12 protein-coding genes are annotated in these 14,074 nt (G+C 31.4%); 4 read left to right on the plus strand and 8 right to left on the minus strand.

Going from position 1 to position 14,074, the window contains the following annotated elements:
* Positions 1-3 precede the first annotated feature (3 nt).
* The gene (locus tag V8G69_RS06875; protein ID WP_394881090.1) at positions 4-3,468 is read left to right on the plus strand and encodes a T9SS type A sorting domain-containing protein; all 3,465 of its coding nucleotides are present in this window, start codon (positions 4-6) and stop codon (positions 3,466-3,468) included.
* 93 nt (positions 3,469-3,561) lie between these two features.
* Here V8G69_RS06875 and V8G69_RS06880 read toward each other — a convergent pair whose 3' ends face one another.
* On the minus strand, positions 3,562-4,275 hold the full coding sequence (locus tag V8G69_RS06880) for a tetratricopeptide repeat protein (protein WP_394881091.1): 714 nt from the start codon (positions 4,273-4,275) through the stop codon (positions 3,562-3,564).
* 219 nt (positions 4,276-4,494) lie between these two features.
* Between V8G69_RS06880 and V8G69_RS06885 the strand changes: the two genes are divergently transcribed.
* The gene (locus tag V8G69_RS06885) at positions 4,495-4,965 is read left to right on the plus strand and encodes a CBS domain-containing protein (protein WP_394881092.1); all 471 of its coding nucleotides are present in this window, start codon (positions 4,495-4,497) and stop codon (positions 4,963-4,965) included.
* A 4-nt stretch (positions 4,966-4,969) separates the two neighbouring features.
* Here V8G69_RS06885 and V8G69_RS06890 read toward each other — a convergent pair whose 3' ends face one another.
* Complete coding sequence (locus tag V8G69_RS06890) at positions 4,970-5,320, minus strand: hypothetical protein (protein ID WP_394881093.1); 351 nt, start codon at positions 5,318-5,320, stop codon at positions 4,970-4,972.
* 18 nt (positions 5,321-5,338) lie between these two features.
* Positions 5,339-5,791 carry a DinB family protein gene (locus V8G69_RS06895; RefSeq protein WP_394881094.1) on the minus strand — a complete coding sequence of 151 codons (453 nt, stop codon included), beginning with the start codon at positions 5,789-5,791 and terminating at the stop codon, positions 5,339-5,341.
* A 238-nt stretch (positions 5,792-6,029) separates the two neighbouring features.
* Between V8G69_RS06895 and V8G69_RS06900 the strand changes: the two genes are divergently transcribed.
* Positions 6,030-6,362: a single-stranded DNA-binding protein gene (locus V8G69_RS06900; protein ID WP_394881095.1), complete on the plus strand. Its 333-nt coding sequence runs from the start codon at positions 6,030-6,032 to the stop codon at positions 6,360-6,362.
* A gap of 57 nt (positions 6,363-6,419) precedes the next feature.
* Here the strand turns inward: V8G69_RS06900 and nadB are convergent, their stop codons facing one another.
* Positions 6,420-7,976: an L-aspartate oxidase gene (nadB, locus tag V8G69_RS06905; protein ID WP_394881096.1), complete on the minus strand. Its 1,557-nt coding sequence runs from the start codon at positions 7,974-7,976 to the stop codon at positions 6,420-6,422.
* Between the two features lie 2 nt (positions 7,977-7,978).
* Positions 7,979-8,905, minus strand: coding sequence for a quinolinate synthase NadA (nadA, locus tag V8G69_RS06910; RefSeq protein ID WP_394881097.1), 927 nt, complete (start codon positions 8,903-8,905; stop codon positions 7,979-7,981).
* A 117-nt stretch (positions 8,906-9,022) separates the two neighbouring features.
* Between nadA and V8G69_RS06915 the strand changes: the two genes are divergently transcribed.
* Positions 9,023-9,469, plus strand: coding sequence for an RrF2 family transcriptional regulator (locus V8G69_RS06915; protein WP_394881098.1), 447 nt, complete (start codon positions 9,023-9,025; stop codon positions 9,467-9,469).
* On the opposite strand, the gene V8G69_RS06920 is transcribed toward V8G69_RS06915, so the two are convergent.
* From V8G69_RS06920 to nrdG, 3 genes are all read right to left on the minus strand, one after another.
* A complete protein-coding gene (locus tag V8G69_RS06920) occupies positions 9,466-11,283 on the minus strand; it encodes a hypothetical protein (RefSeq protein ID WP_394881099.1) in 1,818 nt (605 codons plus the stop codon). The genes V8G69_RS06915 and V8G69_RS06920 overlap by 4 nt on opposite strands.
* A gap of 102 nt (positions 11,284-11,385) precedes the next feature.
* Positions 11,386-13,254: an anaerobic ribonucleoside-triphosphate reductase gene (gene nrdD, locus V8G69_RS06925; protein WP_394881100.1), complete on the minus strand. Its 1,869-nt coding sequence runs from the start codon at positions 13,252-13,254 to the stop codon at positions 11,386-11,388.
* Between the two features lie 3 nt (positions 13,255-13,257).
* Positions 13,258-13,707 carry an anaerobic ribonucleoside-triphosphate reductase activating protein gene (gene nrdG, locus V8G69_RS06930; RefSeq protein WP_394881101.1) on the minus strand — a complete coding sequence of 150 codons (450 nt, stop codon included), beginning with the start codon at positions 13,705-13,707 and terminating at the stop codon, positions 13,258-13,260.
* Positions 13,708-14,074: the final 367 nt, after the last annotated feature.

The raw sequence follows: 14,074 nt of genomic DNA on the forward strand, positions 1-14,074 counted from the left end.
TAAATGAAAAAACTATTACTAATACCAGTTTTTTTCTTAACAATAACTTTACAAGCTCAATTTAACCAAGATGCTCCATGGATGGAAAAAATCAATTCCAAAATGGCTAAATCTTCAACTACAATTACCTTTAAAGATGTTGTTGGTGCTTTTGATTCGTATTGGGAAACCAGAAATAAAAATGTAAAAGGAAGTGGATATAAACCCTTTAAAAGATGGGAAACACATTGGAAGAATTTTGTAAAACCAGACGGAACTTTACCTACTTCTGCGGAATTATGGGACACATGGATATCTTCTACACAATCTAAACTATCTCAAACAAGCGCCGATTTAAGTAACTGGCAACCAGTTGGACCATTTGAACACACCAATACTGGTTCTTGGTCGGCTGGTCAAGGGCGGATTAATGCTATTATTGTTGACCCAAATACACCAACTACATATTATACCGGAGCTCCAGCAGGGGGCATCTGGAAATCAATAAACTCTGGGTTAACTTGGACACCTTTATCTGATGATTTACCTCAAATTGGTGTTTCTGGTATAGCAATTGACTCTTCAAATTCAAACATCATTTATATTGCAACTGGAGATGATGATGCAGATAATTCTTATAGCGTAGGTGTAATGAAATCTATTGATAGTGGAGCAACATGGAACACAACTGGGTTAAACACAAGTAACTCACCAACATCAATGAATGATATTTATATTCATCCTGCAAACTCTAATATTTTATGGGTTGCTACTAATAATGGCGTTTACAAAACTATTGATAGTGGAGTTACCTGGTCGAACACCAATGGTTTACAAGGTTTAAATATTAAAGACATCAAATTAAAACCGGGAGATCCAAACACAATATATGCTGTTTCTGAAAACACCTTTTATGTTTCAACAGATGGAGGCAACTCGTTTTCTGTTTCTGGAACCGGATTGCCCGCATCGTCTGGAAGATTGGTTATCGATGTTACTATTGACAACAGCAGTGTGGTCTATGTGTTAAGTTCTGCTACAGATAACTCATTTCAAGGCCTTTATAAATCTGTTGATTCAGGTATTAACTTTTATAAAAAAGATGCAACCGTTCCCGCAACTATTGAAGGTTATGATGACAATCTTTTTGACAAGAGTTCGCAATCGTGGTTCGATATGGCTTTGGCAGTTTCAAATACCAATGAAGATGAAGTTTATGTGGGCGTTTTAAATATCTGGAAATCTACAAACGGTGGGACATCATTTACAAAACTAAACAATTGGTCATCACCAGAATCCGCTTCATACACGCATGCAGATATTCATTTATTACGGTTTTTTAATGGAACTTTGTTTGCTGGAACTGACGGTGGTTTTTATAAATCAACAAATGGAGGAACAACTTTTACTGATTTAACTTCTGGATTACAAATTGGACAGTTTTACCGAGTTGCTGTTTCAAAACAATCATCAAATAAAATGGTAGGTGGTTTGCAAGATAATGGAGGTTATGCACTTAACAATAATATTTGGCAAAATTATTATGGAGCTGATGGCATAGATACTGCCATTAATCCTGGTAATTCAAATTTAATGTATGGCTTTATACAAAATGGTGCTGCATTGTGTATATCATCAGAGTCTGGAGCTAATTTAAATATTTATATTAATGCCCCTGTAGCAGAAACAGGAACAAATGATGATGGAGGAAATTGGGTAACTCCTTTATCAATAAATCAAAATGGGGAATTATTTGCAGGTTATTCTCAACTATATACCTTATTTAATGGTGAATGGCAGCAAGTTTCAACCAATTTAGGGACAACAAATATTGATTTTTTAGAACTAGATGATTTAGACTCTAATGTCATTTATATAGCTGTTAATAATACTCTTAAAAAAAGTATTGATAAAGGAATTACCTTTAATAATGCTAAAGTCTTTTCAGATGATATAACTTCTATTGAAGTAAACAATACCAATAACAACATTGTTTATGTAACTACCTCGGGTATATTTGGATCAGTTTACAAATCTACTGATGGTGGTTTTACTTTCACAAGTATTAACGGAAGCCTTCCTAATGTTACTAAAAACATTATAAAACATCAAGATTTTCATTCACAAAATCCATTATTTTTAGGAACTAGTTTAGGAGTTTATAGATATGATGATGCTATAGGAGATTGGGAATTATTTGATAATAATTTACCAACCGTTTCTGTAACTGATTTAGAAATAAATTTAAATGATGCAAATATAACAGCGGCAACCTATGGAAGAGGCATTTGGCAATCAAACCTTCCAACAGAGACTCTTTTAAATGAAATTAGTTTAGTTGAAATTCAAGGTGTAAACCAATCTATTTCTTGTAGTAGCTTAGATACTGCCAAAATTTTGGTTAAAAACTTAGGATCAAGCAACATCAATTCAATTAATATTGAAACACTCTTAAATGGTGTTACTGATAATACTATTTGGAATGGTACACTACCTCAAAATGAAACGACAATAATTAATATCCCTAGTCTATTAATTTCAAGTTTAGGCAAACAAGAATTAAAGATTACCACCACCATAAATAATGACACGTTTGAATCTAACAACTCGTTAACAAGTGTTTTTTATGCAAATTCATCTGAAACTGTAAATGTTGTAAATGATTTTGAAACTGCTAATGATGAACTTATAACATTTAATGAAGCCGATGCTAGTTCAAGCTCAGGATATTGGGAAAGAGGGGTTCCAACAGGCATATTGCTTAATACAGCAACATCTGGAAGCAATGTCTACGCTACAAACCTAAGTGGAAATTATTCAGATAGCATGAAAAGCTACTTAATAACTAAGTGCTATAATTTATCTGTGCTCGCTAATCCCATTCTAAAATTTAATATGGCTTACGATCTTGAAGAAAACTGGGATGTTATTTATGTACAATACTCTACAGATTCAGGCTTAAACTGGAATATTTTAGGAAGTGCCACCGACCTAAACTGGTATAATAGCGATAGAACAAATGCCAGTTCTGGAGCTTCTAACGACTGCTTTAATTGTCCCGGAGCACAATGGACAGGCTCAAACACAACAATTCAACAATACAGTTATAATTTGGCGCCTTTAAATAGTGAAACCAATATCATTTTTAGGTTTGTCTTTCAATCAGATGAATATGAAAACAGAGAAGGTGTAATTATAGATGATTTGGTTGTTGAAGGCTCTACACTTGCCACAAAAGATTTTGATAAAACCGATATTGCCATATACCCAAATCCGTCAAAAAACATTTTTAATATTAAAACTAAAACCTTATTTAACTTTGATTTTAATGTTACGGATATCACTGGAAAGGTTGTTTTAAAAACCAAAAATATAAATGTTAAACACAACTTATATCAATTAGATATGAGTGAATTTTCAGCCGGTATTTATTTCTTGAACATTATTTCAAATGGAGGAAAATTATCCAAAAAACTGGTTTTAAATTAATAAAGAAAAATGAGCAGATACCTTAAAATTTGCTAAATAAAAAAGGGCGTTTTCAAAATTTGAAAACGCCCTTTTTTATGAAATTGATAAACCTTATTGTTTTGATTGAGCTGCTTCAGCTTGAAGTACTTGCTTTTGTCTTAACAATTCATTTTTTGTTAATTGAATCATATTAAAATTAGGAGCAGATTTTAATGCAGAATCTAAAATATCTACAGCGGCATCAATATTTGCCTTCTTATCTTTATTGTAAGTCACTAACGCATTCATGTACATAAATGCCGATTTTAATGGCACTTGATAAGGCGTTTGTGTTTCATAAAATGCTTTAGTCATATCGTCCTTAGAATTTGCCAATCCATAAGCGATGTGTTTATCGGCTTCAGCTAAATTTTGAGTTTGTAAATTAAGTTCGGCCAATTCATATGCTATAAGTGCATTTGGATTTCTTTTAAACATTTCTTCAAAAAAACCAAGAGCCAACTTTGGCTGACCTAAAGATTTTAATGAAACGGCTTTCACCTGAATAGCAATATCAGAATCGTTTGCAATTTTATCAATTCCAATAGTATTTAAGGCCTGAGTATAGCTTCCTTCACTCATATAAATATAACCTAAGGTGTCTAATCTGGCTTGAGATGGCTCTAAAACATTTAAATGTGTTAATGCATTAATAATTCCTTGAACATCTCCTTGCTTTTTCATTTGCTTGTAGTAAGCGTCATAATGTTTTAATAAGTCAGAATTATTCTGAGCACTTAATTGAAAACTAGCAACTAATAAAATCAACACTAATAATCGTTTCATTTTTTTATAATTTAAATTTATTTTGAACGCGATAAAACTATAAAAAATTAACATTTAATGTCATAAAAGAATGCTAATTATTTTACTTAAATATTTTTTATTAAAAAATAACACTATTTATCTATGCCTATAATTAATTTATCGTACATTTTTAGGAAATACAGTTTTAGGTAAACTCGAAAAAATTAATTATATTTAGTATTCTTAAATTCAAATATTATGGGGATAAAAAGTTTTCTTGCCGCCAGACGAAATAAAAAAAAGACTATTGGTGATGCTCCTTTAACGGTTAGTGACTATATGACCAGAAATTTGGTGACTTTTAAGTCTAATCAGCCTATAGAAGAAGTTATTAACGCCATAATTAAACATCGTATATCTGGAGGTCCAGTAGTTAATGAAAAGAACGAATTAATTGGAGTTATCTCAGAAGGAGACTGTATAAAACAAATAAGTGAAAGCAGGTATTATAATATGCCAATGGGCAATAATACCGTTGAAAAATATATGGTTCAAAACGTTGAAACTATTGATGGAAACATGAATATTTTTGATGCTGCAAATAAATTTTTAGATTCAAAAAGACGTCGTTTCCCAATCATTGAAAACGGAAAGTTAGTGGGTCAAATAAGTCAAAAAGATATATTAAAAGCCGCTTTGGCTTTAAAAGGTTCTACCTGGAAAAAATAGGAAATTAATTCTCTCGTTTTACTAACGCATAGAAATCATTATCTATAGCCAAATATCCTTGGTCATAAACAAAATAATATACTGTGCCTGCTTTTGTTGTATATATACTTGTGAAGTAATTAAAATCAAAACCTTTTTCAATAAGTTTTGCACGTGATGTTTTTGTTTTTTGCTCTGGATTTAAAGTCTCTAAAATCCTGTAATTTTTACGCAGTCTGTTATTTGTATTTCTAATTAAGTTTTTACTGTCTTTGTTAACGTTATTATTGTACGCATTTCTACAGGCATCACTGCAAAATTTCTTGTCTATTCTGCCAACAATTTTTTCACCACATTCTAAACATTCTCTTGTCATAATTTCTAAAATTTTATTTTACCAACTACCCGCATACTGTACATCAATATCAATATGATCTTTTAAATACTCATACTTATATCTAATAATTTGTCTCATGTGTAAATAATCATGTGCCAGCCAATTAACCAGAAACAATTTGGCAGACAAATCACCAAGCTTTGGGTGCTTATAAATGTTTTCCCATTGAACATTGTTAAGATTGCTTAGCCAAGCAACAGATTTGCCCCGCTCCTGTAAAAATTCTAAAACCTTTTCATTATAGTTTTGGGCAATATAATTACGCTCTACAACCCATCCTTCAGGATTTATTCCTTTCATGACCTCATTGGGCAATTCAAGTGTGTGTTTCACCCGTGCTTTAAAATCTTCTCGTTCTTCATCTAATAAGTGGCAAACTATTTCCAACAAACACCATTTATTTGGTTGTGGTCGCCATAAATATTCTTTACTGCTTTTAAGGATTAGCAAGCTCTTAAAAATGTTTTGGTTGTTACCTAACTGGCTTATAATGTGGCTAATGGTCATCTCATTCAAGTATATAAATGCTAATATACATAATTTTTATCCGTTTACAAACGACTACAAACATTTACAAACGATTTTAAATATTTATCAACCGATTATTTTTTGAAAGCAGTTACATCTTTGCAGAGTCGAAACATAGGAACTCGATAGTATTAACTGTTTAACGAAAAAATTTAAAATTATGAACACACTTAGAAACAAAGTACAGTTGATTGGCAACTTAGGAAATGATCCAGAAATCATCAATCTTGAATCAGGAAAAACATTGGCTAAATTTTCAATTGCAACAAATGAAAGTTATACCAATAACAAAGGTGAAAAAGTAACCGATACACAATGGCACAACGTAGTTGCTTGGGGGAAGACAGCTCAAATTATTGAAAAATATGTAACCAAAGGAAAAGAAGTTGCTATTGAAGGAAAATTAACAAATCGTTCTTATGAAACTAAAGAAGGGGAGAAACGATTTATCACCGAAATAGTTTGTAACGAACTAATGATGTTAGGAAAATAATTACTTAACCTATAGTTATACTATACAAACGAGGCTTATTGAGTTAAGCCTCGTTTGTTATTTTATATTGTCAATGTTATAATAGCCACCTTTATTTTCAGTTCTTTCTAAAGACTGATTGATAATTAAATGTGCGACATTAATCATGTTTCTTAATTCGCAAAGAGATGTTGATATTTTAGATTCTTTATAAAGTTCTTCAACTTCATTATATATTAAATCTAAATGTTTTATTGCGCTTTTTAAACGTTTATCACTTCTAACTATACCTACATAATCGCGCATTAAAGCTTGTAGTTGTTTCAAATTGTGCTGAATTAAAATATGCTCTTTCGGAATTATTGTGCCTTCATCATTCCAATCGGGAATTTCTATTTTTGGTAAACTATCATCATGTTCACTGTGATATTTAAAAATATTATGAGCATAAACCAACGCTTCCAACAAGGAATTAGATGCTAACCTATTAGCGCCATGCAATCCTGTTCTAGAACATTCACCACATGCAAACAAATTTGATATGGATGTTTTTCCGTCCTTATCCACAACAATTCCTCCACATAAATAATGCGATGCTGGCACAACAGGTATCCAATCTTTTTCTATATCTATATGATGCTCAAGACATTTCTCGTAAATATTTGGGAAATGGTTTTTAAAGGCTTTTATGTCTAAATGTGTACAATCTAAAAACACATGAGAATCTCCTGTTTTTTTAAGTTGGTCATCAATACTTTGCGACACAATATCTCTTGATGCTAATTCAGCTCTTTTATCATAATCAGGCATAAAACGATACCCTTCTTTATTTCTTAAATAAGCTCCAAAACCTCTAACAGCTTCAGAAATTAAAAAAGATGACTCTCCTTTTTCTTCATATAATGCCGTGGGATGAAACTGGATAAATTCCATATCCTTAATTTTTGCCTTGGCTCTGTATGCCATGGCAACTCCATCGCCAGTTGCGATAATAGGATTTGTTGTATGGCCGTAAACACATCCAATACCTCCTGAAGCCAATAAAGTATTGTCAGCTTTAACAGTATAAACATGACCTGTTTTTTGATCTAAAACATAAGCGCCAAAACAGGATAACTCTTTGTCTTCAATCTGCTTTACTTGATGTTTAGTGATTAAATCTATAGCAAAATGATTAGGTAAAATAGTGATGTTTTTTAACTGGTGAACTCGTTTTAACAAGGCTCTCTCTATTTCGTACCCGGTTATATCTTTATGATGAACTACTCTATACTCTGAATGACCACCTTCTTTACCTAAATCTAAATTCCCACTTGGGTTTAAATCAAAATTAGTCCCCCAAAGTATGAGCTCTTCCAGTCTTTTTGGCCCTTCTTTAATAACCATTTCAACAACACTCTCGTCACATAAACCATCGCCGGCAATTAAAGTGTCTTCAATGTGTTTTTTAAAAGAGTCCGTTTCACTATCTAAAACTACTGCAACGCCTCCTTGGGCATATTTAGTGTTAGATTCCTCTTCATCAGACTTGGTAACTATAACAACATTTCTATCAGGAAATTTTTCTGCTATTTTAATTGAAAAAGTTAATCCTGCAACTCCTGAACCAATAACCAAATAATTTGTTGAAATCATAATTATTTCGATAATTCTAACATGCGTTCAATTGGCAATAATGCCTTTTTTCTAATAGGTTCAGGAACTTCAATTTGCGGAGATTCATTCAATAAGCAATCATATAATTTTTGCATGGTATTTACTTTCATATAAGCACATTCGCTGCAAGCGCATGTATTATCTTCTTGTGCTGGCGCCGGAATAAGCTCTGTATTCGGAACTTCTTGTTGCATCTTATGTAAAATTCCGGCTTCTGTTGCTACAATAAATTTTTCTTGAGAATGGTTTTTTACATAGTTTATCATTCCTGCAGTTGAACCAATATAGGTTGCTGTGTTTAGAATATGCTCTTCAGACTCTGGATGTGCAATAATTTTGTGTTCAGGATATTTTTTATGAAGTTCGATTAACTTATCTATGGAAAATGCTTCATGTACAACGCAGCTACCATCCCAAAGCACCAAATCTCTTCCTGTCTTTTTCATAATATACTTTCCAAGATTTTTGTCAGGTGCAAAAATAATAGGCACCTCTTTTGGCACAGATTCAACAATTTTCAATGCATTTGATGATGTACAAACGATATCACTTAACGCTTTAATTTCTGCCGAACAATTAACATAAGTTATCACTACATGATTGGGATGTTGTTTTATGAATTCCGAAAAAGCTTCTGGTGGACAAGAATCCGCTAATGAACAACCCGCATTTAAATCGGGTAAAACCACAATTTTTTCAGGGTTTAATATTTTAGCGGTTTCTGCCATAAAATGAACTCCTGCAAACACAATAATATCGGCATCTGTTTCTGCTGCCTTTTGCGACAACTGTAGGCTATCGCCAACATAATCTGCTATATCTTGAATGTCTGCAGTTTGATAATAATGTGCAAGAATGACTGCGTTCTTTTCTTTTTTAAGCTGTAAAATTTTTTCTTTTAAATGCATTCTTTTTATAGTTTGTATTCTACAAATAGATTTAAATCAATTTAACTACAAATATCATAATTAAAATTTTATTGAAGATTAAAACATCTTTTTTTATTAAGTTTGAAAAAAACATCTATGTTATCAAACGCTTGTAAGTATGCCATACGTGCCATTTTGTATTTAGCTATACAAACTGATGAAACCATTAAAATAGGTGTTAAAAAAATTGCCGATGACCTAGAAACACCTCAGCCTTTTTTAGCAAAATTATTACAACAACTTAATAAAGGACATTTGGTTTCTTCAACAAAAGGACCAAATGGCGGCTTTTATTTATCAAAAAATGATAAAGAAAATTCCGTTTGGGATATTGTAAAAATAATTGATGGTACTACTAAATTTGATGATTGTTTCTTGGGATTATCAAAATGCAGTGACGAAAATCCTTGTCCTATTCATTTTTTAGTTTCACCTTTTAAAGAAAAACTATTAAATAATTTTAGAGATAAAACTATTTCACAATATGTTTTTGAAATTAAACAAACCGGAAAAGTTTTATCTCTAAAAGATTTTGAAATTTAACTTGCAACAGCTATTGGCGATAGGCTTTCAATTTCTAAACCAATGTTTTGTAAGGTTTCCACACTCTTTTCAAGTTCTTTTAAAACTGACAGTTTAATATCTTCAAAAGTATTTGTAATGTTAGAGAACATTTTTTGATAGTACAAAATACCTTCTTTCATATTGTTAGTAAAAGTTAAAAGGTATTTTTCTTCTTTTTTATTCATGCTTTTTTTAACCTCATCTAACTTATTCTTCAAGTAGTCAATATATATATGAAGTTCTTTAATAAACATATTTGGTCTATCTGTTCTCGTTATCATATTGTCTCTTCCATAAATATGATCGGTCATATTTTTTAGACTCATTATTTTAGAATAGTAGGCCATGTTTGGTCCTGGGCAAATTGAAACTCCAGTTCCTTCAACTTTAGTATCTAAATTATAAGCCAATAATGCTGATGTACCTAAACCAACACAAGTACAAGTTTTCTCAGTGATTTTATTTAACTTCTCTTGATAATCTTCTTTTGTTAATTGTTGATTATCTAGTTCTTTTATTTTTAAATATTGGTATTCCCTTGAAGCAGTACAAATACCTGTTTCTTTAAACTCTTTGTTTAAGGAAACAAACTTTTTAGGGCAAGAACTTCCTGGTCTTCCCTTAGCAATAAATGCTTCTTTTTCTAAATCTTTTGTGTTTGCTCTAAGATTATTAAATGGAACACCTAATGGCGAAATATCGCTTAAATACAAGTCTTCTTCTTTAGCTTCAACTAATTGGTTTAATGTTTTTTCATCAACAGTTGTTGCTTCTGGAACCAATAAAAATGGTGTTCCCCATCCTATGGAATCTAATTGGTAATGGTCTAACAAAAACTCGTGTTCTTCTTCTGTACCAACACCACCTTGAGCAGAAATTTTTAATTCTAATGAGTGTTTTGAAAATAGGCGCCCTTGGTTTTCCAATTCCTGATTTAAAATATCCTGAATAGTTTCTCTTAACTCTTCTCTCTTTTCTTTAAACTCCTGTAAAACCGGTCCTAAAAGATACCCATCTGTTGCAAAAGCATGCCCACCACAATTAAGTCCAGATTCAATTCTATATTCTGAAACCCATAATCCTTTTTTTGCTAAAAATTTTCCTTGAATTAAAGCTGATCTATAATCGCTTACTTTTAAAATTATTTTCTTGTTAAATTCTCCTGATTCATTTGGATAAAAATCATCAAACTGGCCAATATAGGCATACAATCTAGGATTCATGCCAGCAGAAAGTATGACAGAAGATTTTAAATTACTTTGAGCAAAGCCTCTAAGTGCTGCATGGGCATCATTATACTCTACAGGCAATTTTATGTTTTTTCTGTAATTGTCTTTATCAACCTTGGTCATAATGTTAACATCTATACTTCCCATGGTTAAATTTTTGCTTGCCCAATTTTTGATTTCAGCAATATTAAATCCGTTTTCAGTTAGTTTCTTAAATTCTAATTTTAAAGTAGAACTATCTGGAAGCATTGATATATATTTTTTAATCTCGTCGCTTTTCTCAATGGAAACGTTTTTTAATGCCTGGAAGTTTTTTTCGGCCAAATCGCTTATTAAGTTTAAATACGATGTGATTCTCTTAGCTCTGAAATCTTCTATTTTATCAGTAATCTCTTTGTATGGAATTTCAAATTTCTCACTGTACATTTTTCTGAGTTTCTCTAATAGAATATCGTCAACTAAAGAAATCACCGAATCTATACCATACTGAGCAACCTTTAATGGAGTGTCTATAGTGAATCCAATGCCCATAACCGGTATGTGAAATGAATGTGTGTTTTTCATAAGATTTGTTTTCAATAAGTAAATCGGTAAAGGTATCTTGTCTAAACCTCATGAAACATGACATTCATCATATAATTAAGTTAAAATTAGATATCCAACAAATTATTTGAAGATAACCTCTTGTTGTTTTTCTTGCTGTTGTTCTATAAATTTATTGAGTGTATTTACACGAGCATTTGGCAATTTGCTTGATGGTTCATCAAAATGATAATATCTTAATTGATGTTCTTGCTGTCTTCCAGAACTAAAACTTGAAACTCTTTTTAAGTACCCTATAACACGTGTTGCGTGGTCAACATCTGTAGAACCACAGGTAGTACACACATAGTTGGTCTTTTTGTCAATTGCATTACAGTCGTTACAAATAGTAATCTTAATGTTAAAACAAAAATAATTGCATCCTGCAGCTGCTGTTGCATGAATAAGTTTAATAAACCCATCTTTGTTTGGAGCTTCTTCCAAATTTAGATGAAGTGCCGAACCACCATCAAGATATTTTATGATTTCCTTACCATGCAATATAATTTTATCAAGTGTATTGGTTTGCTGGTCTTCAACTTTATAAAAATAGGAGTTATAGCAATCTCTTGGAACAAATAATCCATCTGCTTTATCCCATTTAGCATTTTTTACTCCTAGGTTTTCAGCAGGAACAAATTCGGTATTAAACATATAACCATATGTTTTTTTGGCAAGTTTGTTTTCATCATAAATGACTTTTAAATGAGAATTGACAAACTTTTTATATTCTGTATTGTTACCAACACTTATCCCTTGACTTTCTGCAGCTTCAACCATTCCATTAATTCCAATGGTTAAAAACTGTTTGTCCAGAGTAATAAATCCTGCTTTATAAACTGGTAATAGTCCAGCTATTTCATATTCTTCAATAAGCTTTCTATAGGCTACTTGATATTTTTGGATTTTTTGAACTTCTTCTACTATATTGGCTCCTTTTTGTACCAAACGATTCATGTTTAACGTAATCACGTTTATTGAACCTGTGGCAACACCACCTGCACCTAATGAGTAACTAAATGTGTTATCGCTTATTTCATTTCTTAATCTGCAACATGAAGCCAAACTATCTGCACTTTCAGATTGATAAATGAAGAATGAATTACCTTCACTTAATTCTTGAGCACACATATTGGTAAAATCTACATCAACAGGTTTCCCGTTTTTAACCAACATAGCTGCAGTTACAACTGGAAATGTTAGAATGGCTTTATTGCGTTCGCCATTAAACCATTTCATAAAATAAGCCTGTAATTTTTTTAAGCTTTCCCACTTTGGTTTTTTCATTTCTGGAAATACAAAATCTCCAAACATACTGTTAAAATAAGCTTCGTCATACAATGAAATATTCCAAAATACGGATTGGTATCCTCTTGCCGCTGCTGGCTGATTTACGGCATATACTACATGTTGTAAATGATTTGCAATAACTTTTTCATGGGTTTCTAAATAGTTATCCCCATAATCATTGGATGCAAAATGATCAAAATACATTAAAAATTCAACGGTTGCTAAAGCACCTGCAAATTGAGAACTTACCGCAAAAACCAAATTAACAAATTCACCACAAAAGCTTTCGAGGTGCTTAGGAGCTCTACTTTCGCCTCCAATTTTTGTGAGCCCTTCAAACAAAAAAGGATACATACTAATAGAAGCACAATACGGTTTTAAAGAAGTTTCGTCATGAATATAAATTTCATGTGATTCAATCTGTCTTATATATTCATTGGCAATATTCTCTCCAAAAAGGGAAGCAATTTTGCGTTTTACTAAAGCCCTATTAACCTGAATATTGATGTCCTTATTTAATTCTGCTTCCATGGTTGCAATATTTTTTGAAGTCACGTTAGCATTGGCATCAACTTTAGATCCATCAGCCGCATTTGCTGAATGGATATACTGGTCAATAAAATCTATTTTTTGATTTACCTGGGTGTTAGTAAGCCTTATCATGTTTTAGTTTTTGATGAATAATTTGTTTTTAATTGTATTTGATTTTAGTTCAATGAATTTTTGATTTGTATTCTTACTGCCTAATCCTCCTAAAGAAGCATCCCATTTACCTGTCTTTAACCAATCGAGATGACTAAGTATATTTTTAGAAACATTATCTTGCCCTGTATACAAACACGTTTTATATAGATTTTTCTTTGCCAGTTTTAACATGGTGACCAATTCTTCTTCGTGCCATTCTCCACCCATAAAGAGTACACAAGTTGCAAAGTCATCATATTGTTTTAATATTTTTTCAAATTTCTCAACAGTAAGAATCAAGCCGTTATCTTCATTCCATAAATATGGCGAATGACATCCTTCACATTTTAAAGGGCATCCACATATAGAAAAGCATAAGCTAATTTCTCCTGGAACTTCTTGAAATACGACTTGGAAATCGTAATAATTCATTTACAAATAATTTTATAGGATTAAAAGGTCTTTTTATGATTTATAAAAATAAAGACTATTTTAACATATAAAAGACTAGGCAAAATGAGTTATTAAACATGTTATTAACAATTCTATAATTTACTTGTTATGAGATAAATATGCAATTTATTTTTAGAATTTAAGAAAAAACCATTTTAATTTTTTTGTTCAATATTTATAAATGAATAATCTATAAAAGACATATTTCAGAACCTCATTAAAAGATATTAATTAACTGCCCTATTTTTTTAATTATTCATAATTAGAATTCACAATCTTATAAAAATCAATAAAATTTAATAGTTGAAGCATTGATTAATATAAGCTTCATTACTTTTACACATAA

Origin of the sequence: Gaetbulibacter sp. M235 (assembly GCF_043876835.1) — a bacterium.
GTDB lineage: Bacteria > Bacteroidota > Bacteroidia > Flavobacteriales > Flavobacteriaceae > Yeosuana.

Coding starts and splice junctions, on each gene's coding strand:
- V8G69_RS06875 (WP_394881090.1), top strand. CDS start 4: ATGAAAAAACTATTACTAATACCAGTTTTTTTCTTAACAATAACTTTA.
- V8G69_RS06880 (WP_394881091.1), bottom strand. CDS start 4,275: ATGAAACGATTATTAGTGTTGATTTTATTAGTTGCTAGTTTTCAATTA.
- V8G69_RS06885 (WP_394881092.1), top strand. CDS start 4,495: ATGGGGATAAAAAGTTTTCTTGCCGCCAGACGAAATAAAAAAAAGACT.
- V8G69_RS06890 (WP_394881093.1), bottom strand. CDS start 5,320: ATGACAAGAGAATGTTTAGAATGTGGTGAAAAAATTGTTGGCAGAATA.
- V8G69_RS06900 (WP_394881095.1), top strand. CDS start 6,030: ATGAACACACTTAGAAACAAAGTACAGTTGATTGGCAACTTAGGAAAT.
- nadB (WP_394881096.1), bottom strand. CDS start 7,976: ATGATTTCAACAAATTATTTGGTTATTGGTTCAGGAGTTGCAGGATTA.
- nadA (WP_394881097.1), bottom strand. CDS start 8,905: ATGCATTTAAAAGAAAAAATTTTACAGCTTAAAAAAGAAAAGAACGCA.
- V8G69_RS06915 (WP_394881098.1), top strand. CDS start 9,023: ATGTTATCAAACGCTTGTAAGTATGCCATACGTGCCATTTTGTATTTA.
- V8G69_RS06920 (WP_394881099.1), bottom strand. CDS start 11,283: ATGAAAAACACACATTCATTTCACATACCGGTTATGGGCATTGGATTC.
- nrdD (WP_394881100.1), bottom strand. CDS start 13,254: ATGATAAGGCTTACTAACACCCAGGTAAATCAAAAAATAGATTTTATT.
- nrdG (WP_394881101.1), bottom strand. CDS start 13,707: ATGAATTATTACGATTTCCAAGTCGTATTTCAAGAAGTTCCAGGAGAA.